At 67.4% G+C, this 24,936-nt stretch carries 29 protein-coding genes; 17 read left to right on the forward strand and 12 right to left on the reverse strand.

The window, feature by feature from the left end; genetic code table 11:
• Positions 1-73: 73 nt before the first annotated feature.
• Genes ilvC through OXM57_07750 form a run of 3 tightly spaced genes read right to left on the reverse strand, consistent with a single transcriptional unit; the run spans position 74 to position 3,382 of the window.
• Positions 74-1,081, reverse strand: a complete 1,008-nt coding sequence (gene ilvC / locus OXM57_07740; protein MDE0352570.1) for a ketol-acid reductoisomerase — start codon at positions 1,079-1,081, stop codon at positions 74-76.
• 58 nt (positions 1,082-1,139) lie between these two features.
• Positions 1,140-1,643 carry an acetolactate synthase small subunit gene (ilvN, locus tag OXM57_07745; protein MDE0352571.1) on the reverse strand — a complete coding sequence of 168 codons (504 nt, stop codon included), beginning with the start codon at positions 1,641-1,643 and terminating at the stop codon, positions 1,140-1,142.
• Positions 1,640-3,382, reverse strand: coding sequence for an acetolactate synthase large subunit (locus OXM57_07750; protein MDE0352572.1), 1,743 nt, complete (start codon positions 3,380-3,382; stop codon positions 1,640-1,642). Before OXM57_07750 ends, ilvN begins: the two co-directional genes overlap by 4 nt.
• Positions 3,383-3,574: 192 nt before the next feature.
• Here OXM57_07750 and OXM57_07755 point away from each other — a divergent pair, with 192 nt between their 5' ends.
• The gene (locus tag OXM57_07755; GenBank protein ID MDE0352573.1) at positions 3,575-4,816 is read left to right on the forward strand and encodes an NYN domain-containing protein; all 1,242 of its coding nucleotides are present in this window, start codon (positions 3,575-3,577) and stop codon (positions 4,814-4,816) included.
• 63 nt (positions 4,817-4,879) lie between these two features.
• Here OXM57_07755 and OXM57_07760 read toward each other — a convergent pair whose 3' ends face one another.
• The gene (locus tag OXM57_07760; GenBank protein MDE0352574.1) at positions 4,880-5,101 is read right to left on the reverse strand and encodes a DUF2905 domain-containing protein; all 222 of its coding nucleotides are present in this window, start codon (positions 5,099-5,101) and stop codon (positions 4,880-4,882) included.
• A 419-nt stretch (positions 5,102-5,520) separates the two neighbouring features.
• Here OXM57_07760 and OXM57_07765 point away from each other — a divergent pair, with 419 nt between their 5' ends.
• Positions 5,521-6,099, forward strand: coding sequence for a hypothetical protein (locus tag OXM57_07765; GenBank protein ID MDE0352575.1), 579 nt, complete (start codon positions 5,521-5,523; stop codon positions 6,097-6,099).
• A 120-nt stretch (positions 6,100-6,219) separates the two neighbouring features.
• Positions 6,220-6,585, forward strand: a complete 366-nt coding sequence (locus tag OXM57_07770) for a VOC family protein (protein ID MDE0352576.1) — start codon at positions 6,220-6,222, stop codon at positions 6,583-6,585.
• An 11-nt stretch (positions 6,586-6,596) separates the two neighbouring features.
• Here OXM57_07770 and ilvD read toward each other — a convergent pair whose 3' ends face one another.
• The gene (ilvD, locus tag OXM57_07775; protein ID MDE0352577.1) at positions 6,597-8,279 is read right to left on the reverse strand and encodes a dihydroxy-acid dehydratase; all 1,683 of its coding nucleotides are present in this window, start codon (positions 8,277-8,279) and stop codon (positions 6,597-6,599) included.
• 123 nt (positions 8,280-8,402) lie between these two features.
• Here ilvD and OXM57_07780 point away from each other — a divergent pair, with 123 nt between their 5' ends.
• The 3 genes from OXM57_07780 (at position 8,403) to OXM57_07790 (ending at position 12,325) form a co-directional block, all read left to right on the forward strand.
• A complete protein-coding gene (locus tag OXM57_07780; protein MDE0352578.1) occupies positions 8,403-9,164 on the forward strand; it encodes a metallophosphoesterase in 762 nt (253 codons plus the stop codon).
• 30 nt (positions 9,165-9,194) lie between these two features.
• Positions 9,195-11,807, forward strand: coding sequence for an ATP-dependent DNA helicase UvrD2 (locus tag OXM57_07785; protein MDE0352579.1), 2,613 nt, complete (start codon positions 9,195-9,197; stop codon positions 11,805-11,807).
• 83 nt (positions 11,808-11,890) lie between these two features.
• Positions 11,891-12,325, forward strand: a complete 435-nt coding sequence (locus OXM57_07790) for an SRPBCC family protein (GenBank protein MDE0352580.1) — start codon at positions 11,891-11,893, stop codon at positions 12,323-12,325.
• Positions 12,326-12,477: 152 nt separating this feature from the next.
• On the opposite strand, the gene OXM57_07795 is transcribed toward OXM57_07790, so the two are convergent.
• Positions 12,478-12,921: an Hsp20/alpha crystallin family protein gene (locus OXM57_07795; GenBank protein ID MDE0352581.1), complete on the reverse strand. Its 444-nt coding sequence runs from the start codon at positions 12,919-12,921 to the stop codon at positions 12,478-12,480.
• Positions 12,922-13,142: 221 nt separating this feature from the next.
• Between OXM57_07795 and OXM57_07800 the strand changes: the two genes are divergently transcribed.
• The 7 genes from OXM57_07800 to fabF all read left to right on the forward strand — a co-directional run bounded on the left by OXM57_07800 (position 13,143) and on the right by fabF (position 19,080).
• Positions 13,143-14,081, forward strand: coding sequence for an ROK family protein (locus OXM57_07800; protein ID MDE0352582.1), 939 nt, complete (start codon positions 13,143-13,145; stop codon positions 14,079-14,081).
• The gene (locus tag OXM57_07805) at positions 14,078-14,488 is read left to right on the forward strand and encodes a DUF1232 domain-containing protein (protein MDE0352583.1); all 411 of its coding nucleotides are present in this window, start codon (positions 14,078-14,080) and stop codon (positions 14,486-14,488) included. The genes OXM57_07800 and OXM57_07805 overlap by 4 nt, the downstream gene beginning before the upstream one ends.
• A gap of 82 nt (positions 14,489-14,570) precedes the next feature.
• On the forward strand, positions 14,571-15,503 hold the full coding sequence (gene fabD / locus OXM57_07810; GenBank protein MDE0352584.1) for an ACP S-malonyltransferase: 933 nt from the start codon (positions 14,571-14,573) through the stop codon (positions 15,501-15,503).
• Positions 15,504-15,708: 205 nt separating this feature from the next.
• A complete protein-coding gene (locus OXM57_07815; protein MDE0352585.1) occupies positions 15,709-16,785 on the forward strand; it encodes a ketoacyl-ACP synthase III in 1,077 nt (358 codons plus the stop codon).
• Positions 16,782-17,516 carry a 3-oxoacyl-[acyl-carrier-protein] reductase gene (gene fabG / locus OXM57_07820; protein ID MDE0352586.1) on the forward strand — a complete coding sequence of 245 codons (735 nt, stop codon included), beginning with the start codon at positions 16,782-16,784 and terminating at the stop codon, positions 17,514-17,516. The genes OXM57_07815 and fabG overlap by 4 nt, the downstream gene beginning before the upstream one ends.
• Positions 17,517-17,558: 42 nt before the next feature.
• Positions 17,559-17,804, forward strand: coding sequence for an acyl carrier protein (gene acpP / locus OXM57_07825; protein ID MDE0352587.1), 246 nt, complete (start codon positions 17,559-17,561; stop codon positions 17,802-17,804).
• Positions 17,805-17,826: 22 nt separating this feature from the next.
• Complete coding sequence (gene fabF, locus OXM57_07830; protein ID MDE0352588.1) at positions 17,827-19,080, forward strand: beta-ketoacyl-ACP synthase II; 1,254 nt, start codon at positions 17,827-17,829, stop codon at positions 19,078-19,080.
• Between the two features lie 52 nt (positions 19,081-19,132).
• Here the strand turns inward: fabF and OXM57_07835 are convergent, their stop codons facing one another.
• Positions 19,133-19,651 (reverse strand): hypothetical protein, encoded by a 519-nt coding sequence (locus OXM57_07835; GenBank protein ID MDE0352589.1) that lies wholly within the window; start codon positions 19,649-19,651, stop codon positions 19,133-19,135.
• A 2-nt stretch (positions 19,652-19,653) separates the two neighbouring features.
• Complete coding sequence (locus tag OXM57_07840) at positions 19,654-20,415, reverse strand: hypothetical protein (protein MDE0352590.1); 762 nt, start codon at positions 20,413-20,415, stop codon at positions 19,654-19,656.
• Between the two features lie 57 nt (positions 20,416-20,472).
• Here OXM57_07840 and OXM57_07845 point away from each other — a divergent pair, with 57 nt between their 5' ends.
• Positions 20,473-21,003, forward strand: coding sequence for an NUDIX hydrolase (locus OXM57_07845; GenBank protein MDE0352591.1), 531 nt, complete (start codon positions 20,473-20,475; stop codon positions 21,001-21,003).
• Here the strand turns inward: OXM57_07845 and OXM57_07850 are convergent.
• Positions 20,975-21,592, reverse strand: coding sequence for a histidine phosphatase family protein (locus OXM57_07850; protein MDE0352592.1), 618 nt, complete (start codon positions 21,590-21,592; stop codon positions 20,975-20,977). The genes OXM57_07845 and OXM57_07850 overlap by 29 nt on opposite strands.
• Positions 21,593-21,815: 223 nt before the next feature.
• Here OXM57_07850 and OXM57_07855 point away from each other — a divergent pair, with 223 nt between their 5' ends.
• The 3 genes from OXM57_07855 (at position 21,816) to OXM57_07865 (ending at position 23,068) form a co-directional block, all read left to right on the forward strand.
• Positions 21,816-22,148, forward strand: a complete 333-nt coding sequence (locus OXM57_07855) for a DUF3040 domain-containing protein (GenBank protein ID MDE0352593.1) — start codon at positions 21,816-21,818, stop codon at positions 22,146-22,148.
• Positions 22,149-22,309: 161 nt separating this feature from the next.
• The gene (locus OXM57_07860) at positions 22,310-22,795 is read left to right on the forward strand and encodes a MerR family transcriptional regulator (protein ID MDE0352594.1); all 486 of its coding nucleotides are present in this window, start codon (positions 22,310-22,312) and stop codon (positions 22,793-22,795) included.
• 6 nt (positions 22,796-22,801) lie between these two features.
• Positions 22,802-23,068: a hypothetical protein gene (locus OXM57_07865; GenBank protein MDE0352595.1), complete on the forward strand. Its 267-nt coding sequence runs from the start codon at positions 22,802-22,804 to the stop codon at positions 23,066-23,068.
• Between the two features lie 48 nt (positions 23,069-23,116).
• Here the strand turns inward: OXM57_07865 and OXM57_07870 are convergent, their stop codons facing one another.
• The 3 genes from OXM57_07870 to OXM57_07880 form a co-directional block, all read right to left on the reverse strand.
• Positions 23,117-23,692 carry a thioredoxin family protein gene (locus OXM57_07870; GenBank protein ID MDE0352596.1) on the reverse strand — a complete coding sequence of 192 codons (576 nt, stop codon included), beginning with the start codon at positions 23,690-23,692 and terminating at the stop codon, positions 23,117-23,119.
• 64 nt (positions 23,693-23,756) lie between these two features.
• The gene (locus tag OXM57_07875; GenBank protein MDE0352597.1) at positions 23,757-24,263 is read right to left on the reverse strand and encodes an HNH endonuclease; all 507 of its coding nucleotides are present in this window, start codon (positions 24,261-24,263) and stop codon (positions 23,757-23,759) included.
• A gap of 96 nt (positions 24,264-24,359) precedes the next feature.
• Positions 24,360-24,821: a Fur family transcriptional regulator gene (locus OXM57_07880; protein MDE0352598.1), complete on the reverse strand. Its 462-nt coding sequence runs from the start codon at positions 24,819-24,821 to the stop codon at positions 24,360-24,362.
• Positions 24,822-24,936: the final 115 nt, after the last annotated feature.

The following is a 24,936-nucleotide window of genomic DNA, read 5'->3' on the forward strand; positions in this document are numbered from 1 at the left end:
GGAAGCCGCCGGAGCAGGAACCGGCCGGGACCGACCGGTGCGGGAGTGGGCGACGGATGTTCCATGCCGCCCATCAGCCGCTCGGCGTCTTGGGGGTGAGGAAGGGCATCAGCTCGCGGAGGCCGGCGCCCACCTGCTCGACCTGGTGGCTGCGCTCAGCCGCCCGGCGCCGCAGCAGCTCGGGCGCTCCGGCCCTGGCCTCGGCCATCCACTCGCGGGCGAACCGTCCCGAGCGGATATCGGCCAGCACGTCCTGCATGACCCGCCGGGTCTCGTCGGTGATGATCCGCGGGCCGGTGCTGTAGTCGCCCCACTCGGCCGTGTCGGAGACCGAGTATCTCATCCAGGACAGGCCGCCCTCATACATCAGGTCGACGATCAGCTTCAGCTCGTGGAGGGTCTCGAAGTAGGCCGACTCGGGTGCGTAGCCCGCGTCTACCAGCGTTTCGAAGGAGGCCGTGACCAGTGCCGACAACCCGCCGCAGAGGATGACCTGCTCCCCGAACAGGTCGGTCTCCGTCTCCTCGCGGAAGGTGGTCTCCAGCACGCCGGCCCGGGTGCCGCCGATACCCCACGCGTAGGCCAGGCCGAGTCCATGGGCGCCGCCGGTTGCGTCCTGGTGGATCGCGAGCAGGCACGGCACCCCTGAGCCCTCCGTGTAGGTGCGTCGTACCAGGTGTCCGGGACCCTTCGGCGCCACCATCAGCACGTCGAGGCCCGGGTCGGGGGTAATCTCGTCGAAGTGGATGTTGAAGCCGTGAGCGAACATCAGGGCGTCGCCGTCCGCCAGATTGGGGGCGACCTCGGCTGCGTAGAGGTCCGCCATGTGCTGATCGGGCACCAGCATCATCACCACGTTCGCCCAGTCGGAGACCTCCGCCACGGTTCCGACCGTAAGACCCTCGTCCTGGGCCTGGATGCGGCTCCGGGACGACTCCCTGAGGCCGACCCTCACCTCGATTCCCGACTCCCGCAGGTTCAGGGCGTGGGCGTGACCCTGGCTCCCGTATCCGATGACCGCCACCCTGCGGCTCGATACGGCGGCGGGATCGGCATCGTCGTCATAGAAGATTGCAGCCATGTCTACCTTCCGGGGATCGCTGACCGGTCGGGAATCGTAACGGGGCGGCGGCGGAACGTCATCCCACGGCCTTGAGCTTGCGGGCCTTGGGTTCGCGGTTCATGGCGATCCGTCCCGACTTCACCAGGTCGACGAGTCCGAACGGGCGGATCAGCTCGAGCAGATCGTTCAGCTTGGTGGGCGAGCCGGTGACCATGAACGTGATGGAGTCCACACCCACGTCGACCGGAGTCGCCCTGAAGATGGTGGCCAGCTGGAGGACCTCGGAGCGTTGCCGGGAGTTGGCCCGCACCCTGACCAGCATGATCTCGCGCTCGATCGAGGACCCGGGGTCCAACTCGGTGATCTTCACCACGTTGACCAGCTTGTGAAGCTGCTTCTTGACCTGCTCCAGCTCGGGCGCCCGCACCACGATGGTCATCCTCGACAGCCCCGGGTCGGCGGCCGGCCCCACCGCGAGGGAGTGGATGTTGAATCCCCGCCGGGCGAACAGCGATGAAACCCTCGCCAGGACACCTGGTTTGTTCTCCACCAGGACGCTCAATACCTGTTGCTCGGTCACAGATCCTCCGGTCCGTTGAGGACGATGTCGTTCGATCCGCCGGCGGGCACCATCGGGAATACCATCTCGTCCCGGTCCACCACGAACTCGGCCACCACCGGCCGGTCGTCGATCTCGAGCATGGTCTCGATCACCTGATCCACCTCGTCCGCCCGGGTGGCGCGCAGCCCCGCGCAACCCATGGATTCGGCCAGCTTCGGGTAGTCCGGGAGCTGTTGCCCGAGGTCGGAGGCGGAGAACCGCTCGTTGTAGAAGAGGCGTTGCCACTGGCGGACCATGCCGTGCGCGGCATTGTTGAACAGGGCCACCTTGATGGGGATCCGCTCGTAGGCGGCGGTTATCAGCTCCTGGACGGTCATCTGGAAACAGCCGTCGCCGTCCACCGCGATCACCTGCTGATCGGGCATGCCGGCCTTGGCGCCGATGGCCGCAGGCACCGCGAACCCCATCGTGCCCAGCCCGCCGGAGTTGATCCAGTGGCGGGGCTGGTCGAACCGCCAGTACTGGGAGGCCCACATCTGATGCTGTCCCACGCCAGAAACCACGATGGCGTCATCGTCCGCCCGGTCCCGCAGGCGGCTGATCACGTGCTGGGGCTTCAGCGGACCGTCGGACTGCTGGTCGAAGCGGAGCGGGTACCGTTCCTGCCAGGTCCTGATGGTGGTCCACCACTTCTCCAACTCCGGGGTCGGCCTGTCTCCCCAGCGCTCGCACATCGCCTCCAGTATCAGGCGGGCGTCGCCGACGATCGGAACCTCCGGAACGCGCACCTTCCCGATCTCGGCCGGATCGATGTCGGCATGTATCACCTTGGCGAACGGTGCGAAGGCGTCCGGATCTCCGGTGACGCGGTCGTCGAAACGCACGCCGATGGCCACCAGCAGATCGGCCTTCTGCATGGCGGTGGTGGCGGCGTAGAGGCCGTGCATCCCGGGCATTCCCAGGGTGTTGGGATGGTTATCGGAGATGGCGCCCCGACCCATCAGGGTGGTGATGACCGGCATGTTCGTCATGCGGGCGAAGGCGGTCAGGGCTTCGCTCCCTCCCGCTTTGATGATGCCGCCCCCGACGTAGAGAACGGGGCGTTCCGCGCTCTCGATGAGCCGGATGGCCTCCCGCACGCGGCGGGGGTGGGGGGAGACGGTGGGGCGGTATCCCGGCATGGCCACCGGCTCCGGATCCCGCCACGGCACGCGGGCGTTGAGCACGTCCTTGGGGATGTCGACCAGCACCGGTCCGGGACGTCCGGTTGACGCCAGGTGGAACGCCTCGGCGACGGTCTGGGCGATCTCCTCAGCGTGGGTGACGAAGTAGTTGTGCTTGGTGGCCGGCATGGTGATGCCGGTGGTGTGCGCCTCCTGGAAGGCGTCGTTACCGACCGCGTGCGTGGGCACCTGCCCGGTGATGGCCACGATGGGAACCGAGTCCATCAGCGCGTCCGCCAGCGGAGTTACCAGATTGGTGGCGCCGGGGCCCGAAGTGGCCATCGCCACGCCGACCTTCCCGGTAGCCCATGCGTAGCCCTCGGCCATGTGGCCGGCCCCCTGCTCGTGGCGGGCGAGGATGTGACGGAATCCGGCGTCGAGCAGCGGGTCGTAGGCGGGGAGGATGGCGCCGCCGGGGATGCCGAAGGCGGTGTCGACCTCCTGGTATTCGAGTGCTTTGATCAGTATCTCTGCGCCGGTGAACATGCCCATCTGCTTCCTTGCTGTTCTCGCTGGTTCCTGTGGTGCTCTCATACAGAAAGCCCTCCGGACGGAGGGCTTGAGCGCACACGCCGCGTTGCGACGGTGCGCTACATAAGTACTAGTACGAGGCTGCGGCCGGTCATGAGAAGCCGAAGTATGGAGCATGCGGGCCGTGATGTCAACATTTGTGCCGACATAAATCGGCGTTGACATAGCGGTCCGCCACCTGCTTACGATTGGGGAATGCGCAAACCGGAACGCCGACTCCTCCGCCAGGTTGTCGAAGTGGCCCGCGGGACCCTCCGAGAAATGGAGTGGCGGGAAGTGCCCCGGTCGATGCATCGAGTCGCGCAGAGCACGGGACAGCGGTTACCGGCGCCCCTCGAGAAGCTTGTCCTCAAGGAGATCGACCAGGACGAGTGGTTGCGCGAGCAGGTGGCAGAGGACTTCGACGGTTCGGAGAAGGGCGACGACCCCCACGAGCAGGCGGCCGCGCTCTTCCTGCTGCGGCCGGACGGTTGGGAGGACCGCTTGGAGCGGATCCGCCGCGACCTCCGCGACGCCTGGAACTCGGCTCGTATCGAACGCCACGAGCGGCGGATCGGCGAGTTGGAGTCGGAGCTGAAGAAGTGGAAGGGCGATGCCCGGCAAGCCCGTGTGGAAGCGGAGGAAGCGAGGCGCAAGGCCGACCGCCGGGTGGAACAGGCATGGGAGGAGGCTCGATCCACGGTGGAACCGGAGCTCATCGAAACCTGCGATCAGCTGAGAAGGGACAACCGCCGGCTGGCAGGCGATCTTGAGGCGGCCCGCGCCGAACTGGAGAACACCGGGCAACGCCTCGCCGAGACGCGTGGGGACTTGGAGAGGGAGCGGCGGATCGAGCATGCCCCACCCGCCCCGCCCGCAGGGCTGAACGTGTGGGCGGATATGGATGCGGTGGAAGCAGCCCGTCAACTGGATGGGGTGGTGCAGGCCTTCTTCCCGGGACCGGCGCCTGTCGTGATGGAGCCGGCTCCCGCCGGATCGAAGCCGCTCGTCCTGCCGGCAGGAGTGGCGCCCTACAGCCCGCAAGCAGTCGAGTGGTTGATCGAGTTGGACCGGCCGTTCGCGCTGCTGGTGGACGGCTACAACGTGACCGCCAAGATGTATCCGCCCGATCGGTTCAGCCGTCCCGAGATAAGGGATCGCTTGCAGAACGACCTCGCCGAGTTGAAGGTAAGGGCGAGGGGGCGTCCCCGCATCACGGTGGTGTGGGACTCGGGCCGGGCAAGCGAGACGAGCGCCGAGACCCTGCCCAACGGGATCGAGGTCAGGTACACGCGTGAGGGATGGAAGGCCGACGACGAACTGATCGACCTAGCCGGAGGCCTGGGCGCCTCGGCGGCGGTGGTCTCCAGCGATCGCGAGGTCCGGGAACAAGCCCAGCGGGCCGGATCGCTGGGCCTGTGGAGCGAGGCCCTCGCCACCTGGGCACTCAACGGCTGAAGCGAAGCCCTAGACGCCCCTCTCCGAGAGCGCGTACCCCGAGACGTAACCCGGGTCGCTTGCCTATCCGCGGAAGAAGCGGCCCACCAGGTTGACCACGATCGTGAGCAATAGGCTCGCCACCAGCATCGAGGTGAGCGGGATGAACACGACCGACCGGTCCCCGACCCGCCGGATGTCGCCCGGCAGGTTGCCGAACCAGGAAAGAAGCCCGAACCGGGCCGCCAGGCCGGCCGCGATGGCGATCAAGCCCCCGATTATCAGAAGATTGCTGACGCTTCGCATGCCGCTGCCCACGCTACCCGGACGACCGGCATCACTAAGGTCAGGCCGCCTATGCAGGTTATGTGTACGAGGCGGGGCGGATCCGTGGAGAAGCGGTCAAGCACTCGGGCGACTGCGTGACCGGGTTCAACGCCATACGAGTAGACCGGCGCCGTAGGCGGGCTCAGTTGATTCTGGTAGTGGCGTTTGTGGTGGTCGTGTCCGTGCTGGCTACGCCGGACCAGGCCAGGGGGCTGGCGGCATCGGTCCCGACCGGTGACGGCCCTGCTGCTTCCGAAGGGTCGGTCGAGGACCTGGATACGAGAAGCCGCTCCGGGCAAGCGTCCGGGTCTGTCGTCAGCGGCGTCGTGGCGAGCAGTGTCGGTACCCGGCCTAGCGGCGCGTCCTCGGCAGGAGGTGTGGGTGCAGCATTTTCCGCAGTGTCCGCCGGCGGCGATCATTCCTGCGCGTTGCGGACCGACGGAACCGTCTCGTGCTGGGGCGACAACTCGCGGGGGCAGGCCGATGCTCCCTCGGGATCGTTCACCCAAGTCTCCGCCGGAGGCAGGCATTCGTGCGGGTTGCGTACCGACAGGACCATCGACTGCTGGGGCGATAACGACTCGGGACAGGCGACCGCACCCTCGGGATCGTTCACGCAGGTCTCCGCCGGCGGCGATCATTCGTGCGGGATCCGGACCGACGGGGCTGTCCACTGCTGGGGCAACAACTTTCTCGGGCAGACGAATACCCCCTCGGGGTCGTTCACCCAGGTCTCCACCGGCAGCAGGCGGTCGTGCGGGTTGCGGATCGGCGGGACCATCAGTTGCTGGGGCGAACCGAGTGAGAAGTGGCCTTCGGGGTCGTTCACGCCTGCGGGGTCGTTCACAGCGGTGTCTGTCGGCTGCGGGTTGCGGACCGACGGGACGATCACGTGCTGGGGCGACCACTTCGGAGCGACTGTGCCATCGGGGTCGTTCACCCGGGTCTCCACCTACACCGCCGTCGCTGTGTCCTGACGCAGGAGGCTGTCGTTCCCCACCCCTCGTGCCCGGTGTCTATCCAGCCGCGACCGGTAGGTTGATCCCTGCGCTACCGTGGCTCTCCGGCCACTCACGTCCGACGCGCAGGAGGATGCCATGCCCAACCCCGTAGTCCACTTCGAGATCCAGTCCACGGAGCCCGCCAAGAGCCGGGATTTCTTCAGGGAAGTCTTCGGATGGCAGATCGAGGTGGCGACAGAGATGGAATACGGCCTCGTGAACACCGGCGCCGAAACGGGGATCAATGGCGGTATCGAAGCCTCGCCCACCGGGGAGAACCAGGTGATGATCTACATCGAGGTCGACGACATCCAGGGCTACCTGGATCGGGCGGTGGCCGCCGGCGCCGGGGTGGTCATGCCGGTGACGAGCATTCCCGGCGCCGTGACCTTTGCCGTGTTCTCGGACCCGGCCGGCGCGGTGGTCGGCATCGTCGACAGCGAGACACCCCCGGCCGAATAGCGGCTAGACGTTCAGGCGTCGGTCACGCATCCGGTGCTTGCTGTTGACACCGTCCGGATGTACCTGGCCAGGGTGCCACGGGTGGCCTTGAGCGGCGGGGGCGTCCAGGCCGCCTGACGGTCGGCCAACTCGGCTTCGGATACGTCGAGGGTGATGGTCCGGGCCACCGCGTCTATCGAGATCCGGTCCCCGGGTTCCACCAGCGCGATCGGGCCGCCCTCCTGGGCTTCTGGGCAGACGTGACCCATGATGAAACCGTGGGAGCCGCCCGAGAAGCGGCCGTCCGTGATCAGGGCGACGTCCTGGCCAAGACCGGCGCCCATGATGGCTGAGGTGGGTGTGAGCATCTCGGGCATGCCCGGCCCGCCCTTCGGGCCTTCGTAGCGGATGATGATCACCGATCCGGGCCCGATCTCGCCCCGCTCCAGGGCGGAGAGCATTTCCTCCTCGCTGTCGTAGGGCAGCGCCGTGCCCGTGAAGGAGAGGCCTTCCTTGCCGGTTATCTTGGCTACCGCCCCCTCGGGGGCCAGGTTGCCCCGGAGAATCTGGATGTGGCCGGAGTCCTTCACCGGGTTGTCCCAGGGCGCTATCACCAGCTGCCCCTCCGCCAGGCCGGGCAGGTCGGCGAGGTTCTCGGCCATGGTCCGGCCGGTCACGGTCAGGCAGTCTCCGTCAATGGCGCCCCGTTCCAGCAGCATCCTCAGCACCGCCGGTGTCCCCCCAACCTCATGCAGGTCCTCCATCACATACCGGCCGGAGGGCTTGAGGTCGCCCAGGTAGGGGATGCGGTCGCTGACCGGCTGGAAGTCCTCGATGTCCAGATCGACCCCGGCCGAGTGGGCCATGGCCATGAGGTGCAGCACTGCGTTCGTGGAGCCGCCCAGCACCATCGTGATGACCATGGCGTTCTCGAACGCAGCCCGGGTCATGATTTGGCCGGGGCGGATGTCCTTCTCGAGAAGCCTCCGGATGGCGGCACCCGCCTCCCGGCACTCGGCCGCCTTGCCCGGGTCGGTAGCCGGCGTGGAGGAGCTGTAGGGGAGGCTCATCCCCAAGGCCTCGATCGCAACCGCCATCGTATTGGCCGTGTACATGCCCCCGCAGGCGCCGGCGCCGGGGCAGGCATTGCGGACCACGTCAAGCCGATCATCCTCGCTCAGGCGGCCGGCGATCGCCTCGCCGTAGGACTGGAAGGCCGACACGATGTCGATCGGGTCGCCGTGGCGGCTGACGCCGGCCCGGATGGTGCCCCCGTAGATCATCAGCGCCGGACGGTCGATACGGGCCATCGCCATGACCGCCCCCGGCATGTTCTTGTCGCAGCCCGGGATGGAGATGTTGGCGTCGTACCACTGGGCGCTCATGACGGTCTCGATGGAGTCGGCGATGAGATCCCTGGACTGGAGCGAGTAGGACATGCCGTCGGTTCCCATCGACATCCCGTCCGAGACCCCGATGGTGTTGAAGCGCATCCCCACTAGGCCGGCCTCGGTGACCCCCAGCTTGGCCTGGGCGGCCAACTCGTCCAGGTGCATGTTGCAGCTGTTGCCCTCGTACCACATCGAGGCGATCCCGACCTGGGCCTTCGACATGTCGCCGGGCGTGAGGCCGGTGGCGTAGAGCATGGCCTGCGAGCCGCCCTGGGAGCGTTCCTGGGTTATCCGTCTGCTGACGCGGTTTATAGCTGTTTCCATGCGCGCCAATCATAGATTGAGTGACCAGTTCGTACAGACCACTAGCCTTGCCGACATGCTCCTCCCGCCCGATCGAAGGCTTCCGGCCGTCGGGCCGCAGGATGGCGATGATCGTGGTGGTCGATGCTGATCGTCAGCGACGTGCATGGCGCTTTCACCGAGTTGGCCCGGGTCGCCTCACTTGGAGGGCCTCTCCTGGTGCTCGGGGATCTGATCAACTTCGTGGACTACCGCACCGGCCGGGGGATCGCCGCCGACGTGTACGGCCCCGAGTACGCCCGGGAGTTCATCCGTAACCGAGCGACCGGCGACTGGCCGGCCAACCGCCGCCTGTGGCGCCGCGTCCAGGAGGGGCGGGAGTCCGAACTGGCCGAACGCATCCGCGCCGAGGTGCGCCGTCAGTACCGGGCCGCCCGCCGGGCCCTGCTCCCCGCCGAGAAGGCCTATGTGATCTACGGCAACGTGGATTGGCCGGAGGAGATGGCGGTCGTGCTGGGGGATGAGGTCAGGCTGGTGGACGGCGAGGTGGTCGAGATCGAGGGCTACTCGGTCGGGTTCGCCGGGGGAGGGGTGCCGACCCCGGCCCGGGCCCGCGGTGAGGTGGCGCACGAGGCCATGGCCGCCAAGCTTGACGCCCTGGGACGGGTGGACATTCTCTGCACCCATGTCGCCCCCTCGGTGGCGCCGCTCCGGCGGGACGTGGTCACGGGCATACTGGAGCGGTCGTCCCCGGTGGTGCTGGACTACCTGGCAACCCACCGGCCCCGCTACCACTACTTCGGAGACATCCACCAGCCCCAGGCACAGGAGTGGCGGGTGGGCCGTACCGTCTGCCGCAATGTCGGCTACTTCCGGGCCACGGCTCGCGCGGTCCGCCACGGCTGAAGTGTCACCGTCCGGTGGTACGTTGTCGCCATGGTGTTCCCGGGGCCGGTAGAGCTGGGGCGCGGGGTGGTCGTCAACCCCGGCGACCCCGATCCGATCGAGGGGCTGCCCAGGGTGCGGGTGGATCAGGACCTCCTGGATTCGCCCGAGTTGCTGGCCGGGACGGTAGACCGGCTCCATCGGGGCTGGTCGGCCCGGGAGCGTGTAGCGGTTGAGCTGGCTGTCGACCAGGAGGAACTCCGCCGCCCGGTCATAGAGGAGCGCCCGCTGTGGCAACTCGGAACGGACTTCACCATCCTCAGGGAGCGGCTTCACTTCCTGGTCTGGGCCAACAACTGGGACTGCCGCAGCGGCACCCCGGTGTGGTGGTGGGGTTCGAAGGCCGCCGGGCTGGGCGCCGCCGAGGGTGGTCCCGCCGACATAGTCCTCCGGAACGGCGAACCGGCCTGGGTGGACGGAGGTCCTAGGGAGCCGCTCGACCTTCCTGTGGTGCATGCCGAGTCGGTCGTGGTGGGTCGCCTCCGTCCGGGCCGTTCGCGGGCAAGGCTCGACCCGGATCTGGATCCCGCCCAGCGAGCGGCCGTCGAGCATGGTGCCGGCCCCGCCCGCATCATCGCCACCGCCGGATCGGGTAAGACCCGGACCCTCCTGGCCCGGCTCGCCCACCTGGTCGACCACCGCGGGGTCGAGCCCGGTCTGGTGACCGCGGTCGCCTACAACAACCGGGCCGCCGCCCAGATGAGGGAACGCCTGGGGAGGCAGGACGTCCACATCCGGACCATCCACTCCCTCGGTTGGGCGATCGTCAGGGAAGCGCTGCCGGACGCCCGCCTCCTCGACGAAGGAGAGGTCCGGGGCCGGCTCAGGGGCCTCGTACCGAGCCGGCCCGTCCTCAACAAGGACGTGATCGGCCCCTACCTGGAGGCCCTGTCGGATGCCCGCCTCGGGTTGGCGGATCCGGCCGAGGTGGAGGAGGGCCGCGACGACATCCCCGGCTTCGCGGAGGTCTTCAGGCGCTACCGCTACCGGCTCCAACGGCATAGCCTGGTGGACTACGACGAGCAGATCTACCGAGCCATTGAGCTGCTGCTCCGAGATCCCGACCTCCGGGCTCGATGGCAGCCCCGGTGCAGGCACCTGCTGGTCGACGAGTTCCAGGACCTCACGCCCGCCTACGTGTTGTTGCTCCGCGTGCTGTCATCGCCGTGCCTCAACGTGTTCGGGGTGGGGGACGACGATCAGACCGTCTACGGCTATGCGGGGGCGGACCCTCGCTTCCTGGTGGACTTCGACCGGCTCTTCCCGGGGGCGGAGGAGCACGCACTAGAAGTGAACTACCGCTCGCCGGCCGCAGTGATCGGCGCCGGTAACCATCTGCTCGCCCGCAACCGCGTCCGGGTGCCGAAGGCGGTCAGGCCGGCGCCCGGCTCGCCGGACGGGACCGACCGCCTCCTGATCCTCGAGCGGCCCGATCCGGAAGTGACCGGGGAGGCGATCGACCGGGTTCGCGCCTGGCTGGCGAACGGGGTCCCTCCCGGCGAGATAGCGGTACTCGCCCGGGTCAATTCATCCCTCCTCCCCGTGCTGGCCGGGTTGGACCGGGCCGGGTTCCCGTTGAACTCCAGGATCGAACCCGGTCTGCTCGACCGGTCGGTCATGAGATCGGTGCTGGCCTGGATCCGCCTGGGTCTCCGCCCGGAGGAGATGGGGCGCCTGGACCTGCTCGAAGCAGTCCGCCGACCCTCCCGGGGGCTCAACCGCTTGGCGGACCGGCGCCTCCAACTCGGCGTGTATTCGCTGGAGGATCTCCGGGAACTGGCGGAGGGCCTGGAGGGGCGTCAGGCGGAGGCGTGGGTGACGTGGGTTCACGACATCGCCGGGCTGGCCGGCAAGGTACGGAACGGAACGGTCGGCCCCGTGCTCCGGCGGCTGATCGATGTCATCGGTCTGGGACGGTCGGCCCACCTGCTGGATCGGAACCGGACCCGGGTGGACAAGGCCGGTCACGCCGACGATCTGGTGGCGCTCCTCCGGACCGCGTCCGTGTACCGCGAGGTGGGAACATTCGAGGAGGACCTGCGGGCGGTGCTGGCGCGACACCGCGGCGCCGGCGAGGTCCGGGACGGTGTGACGCTCTCCACGGTCCACCGGGTCAAGGGCATGGAGTGGGACCGGGTGCTCGTATTCGGGGCCGATCGGGGCCTGATGCCCCACGACCTGTCGGAGAACCTGGAGGAGGAGCGGCGCATTCTCTACGTGGCTATCACCCGGGCCCGCCGGCAGGCGGTGGTGTTGGCGGACGCCGGCCGTCCCTCACCGTTCCTGGCCGAGATGCGAGGCCGGCAGCCTCGGGAGGTTCGGGTCTCGACGGCCCGGAAACCGGCCACGGCGGCGCGACCGGAAACGTCGGTGGATGTCGATCCCGAGTTGCTCGAAAGGCTCAAGACCTGGCGTCGCCACAGGTCCAAGGAAGACAGTGTCCCGGCCTACGTAGTGTTCTCGAACCGAACCCTCGCGGGGATAGCTGTTCGTCGGCCGCGGACCGAGGAGGAGTTGCTAGCGGTAAGCGGAGTCGGTCCTACTAAATTGGAGTTGTACGGGGAGGAGGTGCTAGAAATCGTGCGGGAGACTTCACCGTCCTGAACGCGCGACTTCCCTCCGAGCGCCGATCCGTAACGAGGAGTATTCACCGCGTCCCCGCCGGTTCGGAAGGATGGGGTTAGAGAGTGTCGAAGTCGACTCTCCAAGCCATTGAGATAGACGCTCCGCCCGCCAAGTGTTTCGACGTGGCGGCCGATTTGGAGGCCTACCCGGAGTGGGCCGGCGGGGTGCGGCGGGTCTCGGTCCACGAGAAGGACGCCCAGGGACGGCCGGTCAGAGCCACCCTCGTGGTGGATGCCATGATCCGCCAGGTCGAGGTCACCTTCCGCTACATCTACGACCCACCCCACGCGATGCGCTGGACGGCCGAGCCGGGCCGGGATGTCCTCGAGCTGGATGGATCCTACGAGTTCCGCGAGCTCGGAGAGGGAACCATGGCGGTCTACATGCTGAGGGTGGTTCCCGGGTTCGACATCCCCGGATACCTGCTCAGCCAGGCCGAGAAGCAGATAGTGGGCACGGCCCTGCGCGCGCTACGGAAGCGGGCCGAAGGGAGCTGACCGCTCGGCCTCGACCCGGTGATCGATCACCCTCGTCACCAACCGGCGGCTTCCGGCTACAGACCCCTGGACGCGCCCGTTCCGGCGTGGGAGGGTACGCCGGAACGGGTTGGGGGAGGCTCTGGTCTGGTCTCAGATGACGGACGGAGCGCTCAGGCAGCCTCGATCTCGATGGTCCTGGGCAGGACGTCCGGTTGCTTCCGGACCACAACGTCCAGGATGCCGTTGGCGAGCCGGGCGGTCACCTGATCGCTGTCCACGTTGTCGGCCAGCGTGATGGAGCGGGAGAACCCGCCGTCCGCCAACTCCCGGTGGCGGTAGGTGGCCCCATCCGCCAGGTCGTAGGAACGGGAGCCCTTGACGGTCAGCACGTTGTCCTCCACCGTGACCTCGAGGTCCGCCAACTCGAATCCGGGGATCTCGAAGCGGGCCGTGATCTCGGCGCCGGACTCGATGATGTCCACGCGGGGCACCAGGGTCGGCGCTCCCAGCCGATCGCGGGCACCGAGGAGATGGGTTCCGGCGAGCGGGAGGCCGTCGAACAACGAGTCGATGTCCGGGACGAACTTGAAGGGTCGGGTACGTACCAGTTGCATATGCGTGCTCTTTCCTCTGATCGGGGTGGGTCCGGCTTCGTCGGCCGACCACCGTTGGGTGCTAGTCATATAATCTAACATAAATGCGCTGAGATTTCTTCCAGGAAATGCCTAACTTTTTTCTGGTTCCTATGAAGGGCAGGACATGCCGGCAAACGGGGCGGGATATGCTGAGCCCGCAATCTGTAGGAGAGCCCGAGACCGAGGCGACGCCGAGGCCGATGAACGACCGTGACCTGACCCTGGGTATCGATCTGGGTGGAACGAAGATGGCGTTCGCCCATGTGGACGCGCGCGGCGAGATAGTGGAGCATCTGGCGATGCCCCGACCTGCCACGGCCGCCGAGATGGAGACGGTGCCGGTCGAGGTGGCCCATTCGCTACTCGACTCCCGCATCAAGGCGGTCGGGATCGGCGCCGCCGGCCTGGTGGACGCCGAGGCGGGCGTCCTGATCTGGGGTCCCAACGTGGAAGGCCGCGAGGTTCGCTTCCGCGAGATCTTCGAAGCCGAGTTGGGCCTTCCCACCGTGGTGGACAACGACGCCAACGTCTCCGGTCTTGCCGAGGCACGCGTAGGCGCCGCTCGCGGCTACCGGCACGTCTGCATGATCACTCTCGGGACCGGCATCGGCGGTGCCTGGGTCATCGACGGGCGTCCCTATCGCGGGCGGGGGTTCGCCGGAGAGGTGGGTCACATCCCCGTGGATGTCGGAGGGCCTCGCTGTACCTGCGGTCAGAGGGGCTGCTGGGAGACCTTCGCCTCGGGTCGCCGGCTCGATCAGATGGCAAGGGACCTGGCCGCGGCGCGTCCGGGAGGGCTGGTCGCGAAGTTGGCCTGGGGGGAATTACCTGAGGGAGGGCACCTGACTCGGGCCGCGATGGAAGGCGATCCTGACGCCACCGGAGCTCTTCAGGAGGTGGCCTTGTGGTTGGGTGTCGGTATCGCCGGGCTGGTGGCGGCCATGGATCCTGAGATCGTGGTGGTCGGCGGGGGCGTCTCGCAGGTCGGTGATCTGTTCCTGGATGCCGTCCGGGAGTCGTTCCGGAGTGCGCTGGAGGGATCCGACCACCGGGATCCGACGCCGATAGTATGCGCCGCCCTCAAGGAGGACGCCGGTGTTATCGGCGCCGGACTTCACGCTCGGGAGAGGCTGCTGTGATCCGTGACTGGCTGGAGGCAAGGATGGCCGATGAGCGCACGCGTGCGCTCGTCCGCGAGGCGGTCATGCTGGTGCCCAACCTGGGCAAGCTGGTGGCCCGCCTGGCCGCGGATCCCCGCGTGCCCGTCCGGGCAAAGGTCTTTACCGGGCTGGCGGCGGCGTACGCCCTCTCGCCGATCGACGTAATACCCGACTTCATTCCCGTGCTGGGCAAGACCGACGACATCCTGCTGATGGCGCTGGCGTTGCGGCACGTGATCGAGGAGGTCGGCGTGGCGGTGGTCAGGGAGCACTGGGACGGCCCCGATCAGGCACTCACCGTGATGATCGACCTGATCAGCGCCATCGCCGACACCGTCCCGAGGCCGCTGCGAATGGCCCTCAACCGTTTCCTGCGCGCCGGCTGAACGGGCGTGGCCGGCGCCGCAGACCGGCGCCGACGGGTCGGCTCGGTAACCGTGTAGCCGGGCGTCAGGTCGAAGATCAACAGTGAAGTACGCGGTTCTGTTTCCGGGCCAGGGAAGCCAGCGGGTTGGCATGGGTGCCGATCTCTTCGGCGCTCGGCCCGATCTGCTGGTCGACGTGTCGGACCGGGTACTCGGATGGTCTCTCCGTGACGTGTGCCTGGAAGGGCCGGAGGAGCGGCTGACCGCCACCGAACACGCCCAGCCGGCCCTCTACGCCCTGGCGTACCAGCTCTGGACGGAGCTCAGCGAACGGGTGGGCCACCCGCCGGTGGCGGCGGCCGGGCATTCGCTAGGGGAGTACACGGCACTGGCGGCCTCCGGAGCCTTCTCCTTCGAGACCGGGCTCGGACTGGTGGACCGGAGAGCCCGCGCCATGGCCGATGCGGTGGCCCGGGTGGATTCCGGAATGGCCGCTCTCCTCGGGGTCTCGGATGAGGTAGCCCACCAGGTCGCGGCGGACCGGAGGCTCGAGGGTGGCAGGCTCTGGGTGGCCAACCGCAATGCTCCGGGCCAGGTGGTGGTGGCCGGAGCGCTCGAGGACATCGGCTGGCTGGTCCGCAACGCCCGCCATCTGGGGATCCGGCGAGCGATCGAACTGGAGGTGGCGGGCGCTTTCCATACGCCGCTCATGGAGCCGGCCGTATCGAGCCTGGCCGCCGCGCTGTCCGGGGTGGGGATCCGCCCCCTCGCCTTCCCCGTATGGGCCAACGTCTCCGCCCGGCCTATGGCGAGCGGGGAGGTCAAGGAGATGCTGAGCCGCCAGATCACCGCCCCGGTCCGGTTCGGCGAGACCCTGCGTGGTATGGCGGACGCCGGCGTCGAAGCATTCGTCCACGTCGGCCCCGGGGACGTCACGGCCGGCCTGGCCAGGAGGGCAGTCCGCGGGTGCCGGGTCCTGGTCGCGTCGTCGATCGGGGACGTCGAGGAGGTCGCCGGCCGCCTTGACCGGTCATGATCCGTCACCGCCCGCCGCACCCCCTCCGCTCGTGCCCGGCCCGTTTCACCCTACGGCGCCCTGTGACCCCGCCATCGCTCAAGACCCTCGCTAGAGTTGCCTGCGCGAGGCCCTGCCGGCCTGCCCATCCATCCGAAGAAGGGGCTTCCCTGTCGTATCGATGCCTGCAGGTGAACCGGGCCGGCCGCCACGAGAAGAGGGATGGATGAGGTACGCCGAGATTACCGGTTGGGGCAAGGCCCTTCCTCCGACCGTCCTCAGCAACGCTGACCTCGAGCAACTGGTCGACACCAGCGACGAGTGGATCACCTCTCGCAGCGGTATCAAGGAGCGGCGTATCTCCCACGTAGCCGCTAGCGACATGGCCGAGTTGGCCGCCCGCCGCGCCATCGCCGCGGCCGGTGTCGAGATGGAGGAGATCGATCTCGTCATCAATGCCACTTGCACCCCCGAGTCGATCATTCCCGCCTCCGCCTCCTACGTGCAGGCCAAGCTGGGAGCGGTCAACGCCGGCGCGATGGACCTCAACGCCAACTGTTCGGGGTTCGTCTACTCCTACGTGACCGCCGACGCCCTGGTCCGGGCCGGGGTCGCCGACACGGTGGTGCTGGTCGGTGTGGAGCGCCTCAGCTGGGTGCTCGACTACACGGACCGCGTCACCTGCATCCTCTTCGGGGACGGGGCAGGAGCGGTCGTCCTTCAGCCGACCGATACCGAGGGCGGAGTGTTCGGCTCCGAGCTGGGGGTGGATGGAACGATGGCCGATCTCCTGTCCGTGGACGGCGACGGCACCGTCCAGCCCGGCTCGTCACTCACACCACCCCGGATCGTGATGCAGGGGTCGGACGTGTTCCGGAGGGCGGTGACGGCCATGGCGGATGCTTCGGAGGCGGTCGTACGCCAGGCCGGATGGGATCTCGACGACATCGACCTCCTGATACCGCATCAGGCCAACCAGCGGATCATCGACGCCACCTCCCGGCGGCTCAAGCTGGATCCTGCCCGAGTTTTCCTCAACATCCATGCGTACGGGAACACCAGCGCCGCCACCATCCCGATCGCGCTGACGGAGGCCATCGAGGCCAGGCGGCTTCCTCCCCGCGCCAACCTGGTGTTCGCGGCCTTCGGCGGAGGGCTCACATGGGCGGCCGCGGCGGTTCGGTTCGGCGAGCGGGTCACGCCCATCGGGGAAGTCGATGACGAGCTTCCCGGCACCGATGAATCGGTGTGGGATCTGCTGGAGGCCAATTTCAAGTCCTTCGGGAGGCTCGAGCTCGAATGAGCAAGGTGGCGCTGGTGACCGGTGGTTCCCGAGGGATCGGGCGCGCCATCTCCGTGGCCCTGGCCGGCCGGGGCTACTCGGTGGCGGTGAATTACCGGAGCCGGCCCGGGCCGGCGGCAGAGGTGGTGGAGAGCATCGGGGAAGCGGGGGGCTCGGCGGCCGCGTTCGCGGCGGATGTGAGCCGGGCGGCCGACGTGACCAGGCTGTTCTCGGAGGTGGAGGAGAGGCTCGGTCGTCCGACCATCCTCGTCAACAACGCCGGCACCACGGACGACAACCTGCTGCTCCGCATGGAGGAGGCCGCCTGGGACCGGCTCATGGAGATAAACCTGAAATCCGTCTACCTGTGCAGCAAGGCTGCGCTGCGCGGAATGCTCAGGGAGAAGTGGGGGAGGATCGTGTCGATAGCCTCCGTGTCGGGCCTGGTCGGCAATCCGGGCCAGACCAACTACGCCGCCTCCAAGGCGGGGGTGATCGCCTTCTCCAAGTCCCTTTCCAGGGAGGTCGGTTCCAGAGGGGTTACGGTAAACGCGGTCGCGCCGGGCTTTGTGCTTACCGAACTGACGTCCGGCCTGCCGGACTCGTTCCTGGAGCAGGTACGCTCTACGACCAGCCTCCGCAGGATCGGCCGGGCCGAGGAGATAGCTTCGGCCGTGGCGTTTCTGGTCTCGGACGGCGCTTCGTACATAACCGGCCAAGTTCTGGTCGTCGACGGCGGTCTCGTCCTCTGAGTCGGGACCCCGCAACGCAATCACATCAAGGAGACAAGCAACATGGATCGCTCGCAAGTTCAGGCCAAGATGCGGGATCTGCTCGTTGACGAGTTGGGCCTCGATGCCGACAAGATCACGGACGCGGCGACTTTCGAGGAGGACCTCGAGGTGGATTCGCTGGGAGTGGTCGAGCTACTGATGGCCCTCGAGGACGAGTTCGGCGTCAAGATTCCCGACGAGGAGGCCGAGAACATAACGGCGGTGGGCGAGGCGATCGACCTGGTAGTCGCCAAGCTCGCCTCCTAAGAGGGCAATTCGGGGGTCGTCCATGCGCGGGGAGGCCCGGAGGGTGGTGGTGACCGGTATGGGCGCCATCACGCCGCTCGGTCACACGGTCGAAGACACCTGGAAGGCGGCCCTGGCCGGCGAGTCCGGGATCGGTCCGATCACCCAGTTCGATCCTTCCGGAGTGCAGACCAAATTCGCCGGTGAGGTGCGCGGTTGGGATCCGGAACTCGTCATCCCCAGGCGGGAGGCCCGCCGGCTCGACCGCTCGGCGCAGCTCTTCGTGAGCGCCGCGCAGCAGGCCATGGACGATTCCGGTCTCGACTTCGTGGCCGACAGTTCAGACTCCCACCGGGCCGGGGTGGTGGTCGGCTCCGGCCTCGGGGGGATGCTGTCCTTCGACAACCACATCAAGGTGATGATGGACCGGGGGGCTTCCCGGATCAGCCCGCTGGCGGTAACGATGATCATCCCCAACGAGGCGGCCGGGGTGGCTTCCATCCGCTTCAACATGCGCGGGCCGGTGACCTGCGTGGTGACGGCGTGCGCGGCATCTGCCAACGCCATCGGCGACGCCGCCGAGCTAATCCGGCGGGGCGCCGCCGATGTCATGCTGGCGGGCGGCGCCGAGGCCACGATCTGCGAATTCGGCATCGGGTCCTTCAACAGCAGCAAGGCGCTCAGCACCCGTAACGAGGATCCGACCGGCGCCTCCCGCCCGTTCGATGCCGATCGGGACGGCTTCGTCATGTCGGAGGGCGGCGTGTGCGTGATACTCGAGGATCGCGAGCGGGCTCTGGCCAGGGGTGCTCGTATCCATGCCGAGGTGATCGGGTACGGGATGACCTCCGACGCCCATCATGTCACCCTGCCCCGTCCGGGTGGCGAAGGGGCGGCGCGGGCGATGGAGGCCGCCCTCGACTCGGCCGCCCTCGAGCCGGAGCAGCTGGGTTACATCAACGCCCACGGCACCTCGACCAAGGCCAACGACGTCACCGAGACGCAGGCGATCAAGCTGGCTCTGGGCGAGAAGGCGGCCCGGGCCGTGCCGGTCTCGTCCACCAAGTCGATGACCGGACACCTGATGGGCGGCGCCGGCGCCGTGGAGTCGATCTTCTGCATCCAGGCGATCAACCACGGGATCATCCCGCCCACCATCAACTACGCCACGCCCGATCCCGATTGCGACCTCGACTACGTTCCCAACGAGCCGCGCGAGGCGGAGGTGGCGTACGCCATGACCAACTCCTTTGGGTTCGGCGGGCACAACGTGGTGCTCATCTTCGGACGTCCTTAGTTTCTAGTCTCTAGTCTAATATTAAAATTGACTACACACTAGCAACTAGTAACTAATCGCGGCGGGCGCGCAGGGCGATGAGTGTGATCGCCAGGCCCACGGTGCCCACCAGCGACACCGCGGCCAGGGCGAGGAGCAGCCAGAGGACGAGGGGGATGCGCCCCATCAAAGCGCCCACGCCGAGCGCCACCGCCCCCAGCACGAAGGTAGCCCCGGCTCCGACCACCAGCCCCACCAGTGCCATATCCCAAAGGGACCCCTGGCGGCCGCGATCGCCAGGGGGCCGGCCGTCATCCTCTATCTCGCGGTCATCCTGAGGGGCGGAGAGGTCACCGCCGGGCGCATCCCGGCTGTCCGACCGCCATTCCCTCAGGGATCGGTCGGCCAGAACCACCACGATCCCCACCCCGCCGCCGGCAACGAGCGCTGACACCGCTGCGACCAGCAGGACGGACAGGGTGTCGCATGAGCTGTCGAGGCATCCCACGCGGGCGACGGTCCCGCCGATGAATCCTCCTATCAGCGCGGCCAGCCCGACCGGTAACACGAAGGTGTAGCGGAGTTGGACCAACCTCAGTCGCGCTCGTCCAGGGGCTGGCCCGATCGGCTGTAGCCGGCCGCCTCCATGAGCCCCGGCGGGGTCACTTCGGGCAGGATCGAGACGGGCTTGCCCCGTCGCGGCTGTGGGGGCTCGGTGGCCATACGGGCCTCCGGCGTCCACGCCAGGTAGGTGAGCACCGCGGTGGCGGCCACCAGCACCGTCGCCGCCCAGGGGACCAGCCCGAGCGAGGCGAGCACGCCCAGCGGCAGGACGCCCAGCCGGACCACCCAGAGGGATCCGTTTACGGCGCGGGCGTAGGCCCATCCCGCCACCAGCCCGAACCCCACCAGGACCCAGCCGCCGACCGTGACGTCCGGTGTTCCCAACCGACCGGTGATGCCCGGTATCCACACCAGGCCGAGCGCCAGGACCGTGGCCCCCGTCGGTACCCGATCCGGCTTCACCGGATGGAACCACCCGTCGAGCGAGCGTGTCCACGCCAGCCCGGCTCCCGCCGCGCCGGTCGACAGCGCCAGACCCCAAAGGACGCTGATCGGTGTCAGGAGAGCCGTCAGCGCCCAGCCGGCTCCGACCACGATGAGCGCGATGCGGACCCATCGTCCTGGCGAAAGGAGCATGGCCACCACGAGCACGGCGGCCTCGATAACGAGCCCGACGGTCACCAGCGAGGCGGCGCCGGTTTCCCAGGGTGACGTTCCGAACAGGATCTGTGCGGCCCAGAGCAGCCCGCTCAGCAGGACGAGAACCGCGGCCAGCGGCACCCTATACGGCATGGCCCCATTCTGGCGCACCGCCTCCTCGAACAGAAGCCGACCGGTACGATGGCCGGCGTGGTAGCGAGATACGAGGGCGGATGGCCCGGCGAGGCCGTCTTCTGCCCTGCTTGCGGGGCCAAGCTCGACCGGGCCCAGATGTACGGCCGGGAGCGGGGGGTGTGCCCGGACTGTGGCCGCATCGAATTCCGGGCCCCGCAGCTGGCGGCCGCGGTGCTGCTGCGGGACCATGCCGGCCGGGTGCTTCTGGTCGAGCGGGGACCGGGCGCCACCCGGTCCGGGCGATGGTCGATCCCGGCGGGCTACGTGGACTATGGCGAGGACGTGCGCGATGCCGCCGCGCGGGAGCTCCTCGAGGAGACCGGTCTGGTCGCGACCATAGGCCCCCCGGTGTTCGTGGCCACCAACTTCCACGATCCGGCCAAGGTGAGCGTGTGCATATGGTTCGCCGGCACCGCCACGGACGGAGAGATGGTCGCCGGGTCGGACGCCTCCGACATCGGCTGGTTCGCGCTGGATGACCTGCCCGAGTTGGCGTTCGAGACCGACACCGCCCTGATCAGCCGGCTCCGGACCGGGGAGTTGTAGCAACTGTTCGAGACTCCTGACGCCACCCCGCCGATCGAGACAGGGTGATCAGCTCGCAATGGCGAGGCTTGTCCTGATGGAGCCGGCCCAGGTGCTGCCCGGTCAGTTGCAGCCGGGCAGCCTGGATCGGATCCTGGTGGGACACCACCACGACCTCCTGCCCGGAGTGGCGATCGGCCAGGGCATCGACCGCTCTCCCGACCCGGAGGGCGAGCTCCGTCACCGACTCGGGAGCGAAGTCCAGGGCAATGGGATCCTCCAGGTAGGCGCCCAATTCCCCGGGAAAATGGATGTCCAGATCCGCCCAGGGCAGGCCGGCCCACCTGCTCATCAAGGCCCACTCGGTCACCTCCGGCAGCACGAGCGGCTCGAGCCCGTGCGGGAGGGCGATGACCTGCGCCGTCTCGCGGGCCCGATCGAGCGGAGAGGCGTAGACGGCGGCGATCGGATGCGCGGTCAGACGGGTACTTGCCCAGGTCGCCTGGCGCCGCCCCCCTTCGCTCAACCCGAAGCCGGCTAGGTCGGCGTACACGACCTGGTCAGGGTTGTCGACCTCGCCGTGCCTGACCAGATGCACAACCGATACCATCCCGCCCAGCGTACTGCCCGATCCGCTCCGGACCGCCGAGCACCGGGAGATTCACCCCGTGAATACGATGTGAACACGGCGCGTATTTTTTTTCACGCTTTCCAAGAGTCTCCCGACTTCGTGGTCCCTGAACATCGTTGAAACACGGGTCGGACTGTCGGCGACGCAGCGAATCGGGCTTGCGTATACTGCATGGTGATGGACACGGACCGGAGCAGCTTCGATGCCATTGAATGAGCGGGAGCAGCAGATCCTCGACGAGATCGAGCGCCAGTTTCAAGCCGAAGACCCGGACTTCACCAAACGTACTTCCTCCTTGAACCGCATTCCCCAGTGGTATCTACGCGTAGCGGTTGCCGGAGTTGTGGTCGGCTCACTGGTCCTACTCGTCACGTTCTCCTTCAACACCGTCGTGGCGGTGGGGGGATTCTGCGTGCTGCTGCTGTCGACGGCGACCCTGATCCGGATCCTCCGGCTCACGACCCGGGTGCCGGGTCAGCCGATGCGGGATTTTCTGCCGAATGGCCGAAACTCCCGTTGGCCATTTGGGCGCTGAGCGCTCGTACAGGTTAGGATTCGCGGACCCCTCGCGGCGGAGGCTTCAACCAAATTGAGCTTGACATCGCAGTTGCCTCTGCCAGGTTGCGGGCACGGTACGACACGACTTAAGAGACTCCGGTAGCACTGGTGCCCCGGAGATCCCAGGGAGATAAGTTGTTGCAAGAAGGCTTCAATTCCGAGGATGCCTCGAGACTGACCGGAGCCACCCATTCCCAACTTCGATACTGGGACAAGTTGCGCCTGGTGCAGCCCTCCATCCAGAGCACGGACGGACGTCCTGGTAAGCGGAGGAAGTACTCGTTCCGGGACTTGGTGATGCTGCGGGTAGTGGTCACGCTCAAGTCCAACGGCTTGTCGCTCCAGCGGATCGGGCGGGCTTGGAACTACCTGCGGCGGCAGGGGGTCGATCCGAGAGACGTGAAGCTCGTGACCGACGGCGACACCGTATTCTCCGTGGAGCCTGACAACATGGTGGACCTTCTTCGGGGCCAGTTGTCCTTCTTCGTGGAGTTGGAGCAGCTGACGCTCCAGGTCGACCGGGACGAGAGCCTGTTCGAGTTGAATCGGGAGCAGTTCCTGCGACACGTCGCGAAGAGCCGCGAATCCGTCCAGGACCAACTCGGCGAGGCTGTCGGGACCTGAGAGGTTGTGCCTGACAGTTACCTGTCCGGGCGCATGGGCACCATTTTCGTCAAGGTGGCGGCCCGCCATCCGTCGCTTGCCTGGGAGACGATCCGGTTGGCCGCGGCGACGGCCGCTCCCGGCTGGTTCAGGAAGGCGCCGTTCGTGCCCCGGCCGGAGCCCGGTTACCTCGAGTGGCGCATGCAGACCGCCTACGGCCGGCCCGATTCCACCCCTACGGAGACAGAAGTGGAGGAGTTCCTCCGGTGGCGTCGAACCCTACGCCGCGTCTAGTTTCTAGTTTGTAGTTGTTAGTTCCTAGTTTCAACTAACAACTAACAACTAGTAACTAGGATTGTTGCCCGGCTTCCATTTGATGGAGCATCCCATGGAGGGGTACTGCTCCTCCGTTACAGGCCGGTCCTCCAGGACGGCGTCCAGGGCTGCTCGCAGGTCCTCCCCGGTCACCGGTACGCCCGAACCCGGTCTTGACCCGTCGAACTGTCCTCGATAGACGAGGGTTCGTTCCGGGCCGAACAGGAAGAAGTCCGGGGTGCACATCGCCGTGTAGCTCTTGGCTACTTCCTGGGTCTCGTCATAGAGCACCGGGAACAGGTAGCCACGCCGGCGCGCCACCTTCCCGAGCATGTCCGGGGCGTCGTCCGGATAGCCCAAGGCGTCGTTGGCGCTGATGCCGACGATGGCCACGTCGGCCCCGGAGTAGTCGCGGCCGAAATCGGCGAGTCCCTGCTGGATGTGGACCACGTACGGGCAGTGGTTACAGATGAACATCACCACCAGCGCCTTGTGACCGGCGACATCGCCGAGGCTGAGCCGGTTACCGCTGACCGTGTCCGGAAGGTCGAAGCCGGGCGCCGGGGTTCCCAGCGCGAGCATGGTGGACGTTGCTGGGGGCATGTCTGGTACCTCTATGTCAAAGGGTCGGCAAGGTTATCACGGGCGCGGAGCCCACCGGACGCCGTCAGGCCGGTTCGGCCAGGAGGTAGGGGACCCACTGCGGGTCACGGGACTTGCTCAGGGCGGCGTACAGCCAACCCTGGTAGCTGGGGGTGACCGGGGTTCGGGTCAGCTTGAGACCGGCCTGGTCGGGAAGCCGGCTTCCCTTCCGGACGTTGCAGCGCCGGCAGCAGGCCACCACGTTCTCCCACGTATGCTTGCCGCCCCGGGCCTTGGGCACCACATGATCGAGGCTCTCGGCGGGCGAGCGGCAGTACTGGCAGCGGTGGTGGTCACGGGCGAAGACCGCAGTCCGGGTAAGCGGGACGCGGCGGTGGTAGGGGACCTTCACGTAGTCTCGCAACCGGACCACGGAGGGGACCTCGAACTTGTGGTCCGCGCTCCTCCACACCAGGTTGGTGGCGGCCACGGTGTCGGCCTTGGAGCGCAGCACCAGCACTATGGCGCGCCGGGCGCTCACGATCGAAAGCGGCTCGTAAGTTGCGTTCAGAACCAGTGCTCGCTCGGCCAACCGGGTACCTTTCAGCTCGGGATAACCATACCAAGCCGCTGGAATCACTCCGGGCCCCGAAACGCGCCCGGAGGTGGCGCGGAATGCCCGCCCCGGCTATCCGGTGTTGCTACCGGCGTCGGCGCAGGAGGCGCATACCCCGTGGATCTCGAAGGAGTGTCCGGCGGCGGTGAACCCCTTCTCCTTGGTTGCCGCCGACACCAGCGAGTCGATTATCGACTCGGTGTGTCCTGTCAACTCGATGTCGTCGATGTTTCCGCAGGACCTGCATGTCAAGTGGTGGTGGTGTCCCACCAGCCACTCCGCCAGTTCGTAGCGGATGTTCCCGCCCGTGCCGTGGTGGGGGACCAGGATGCCGAGATCGGACATGGTCGTGAGCGTGCGGTATATGGACGACATGGGCACCTCCTCTTCGAGATCCTTGTGCAGGTCGCGGGCGGAGCGCGGGCCGTCGGATTGCTGCAAGGCCTGGAGGAGTAGGCGCCGTCCTTTGGTATAGCGGACCTCGGCCGAACTGAGACGCAACATCACCTGTTGCTCGATCTGTGAGGTGGCCATCGGATCCTCGGGGGATTTGCCAGCCGGTTCTGTCGGTGGTGCCAAGCGAGAGCGACCGCTGCCTCCCCGCTGGCCTTGATACCGGTTCTCATCTTAGCCCTCGGGGCCTCGATTC

The sequence above is a fragment of the bacterium genome, from assembly GCA_028820935.1.
Lineage (GTDB): Bacteria > Actinomycetota > Acidimicrobiia > Spongiisociales > Spongiisociaceae > Spongiisocius.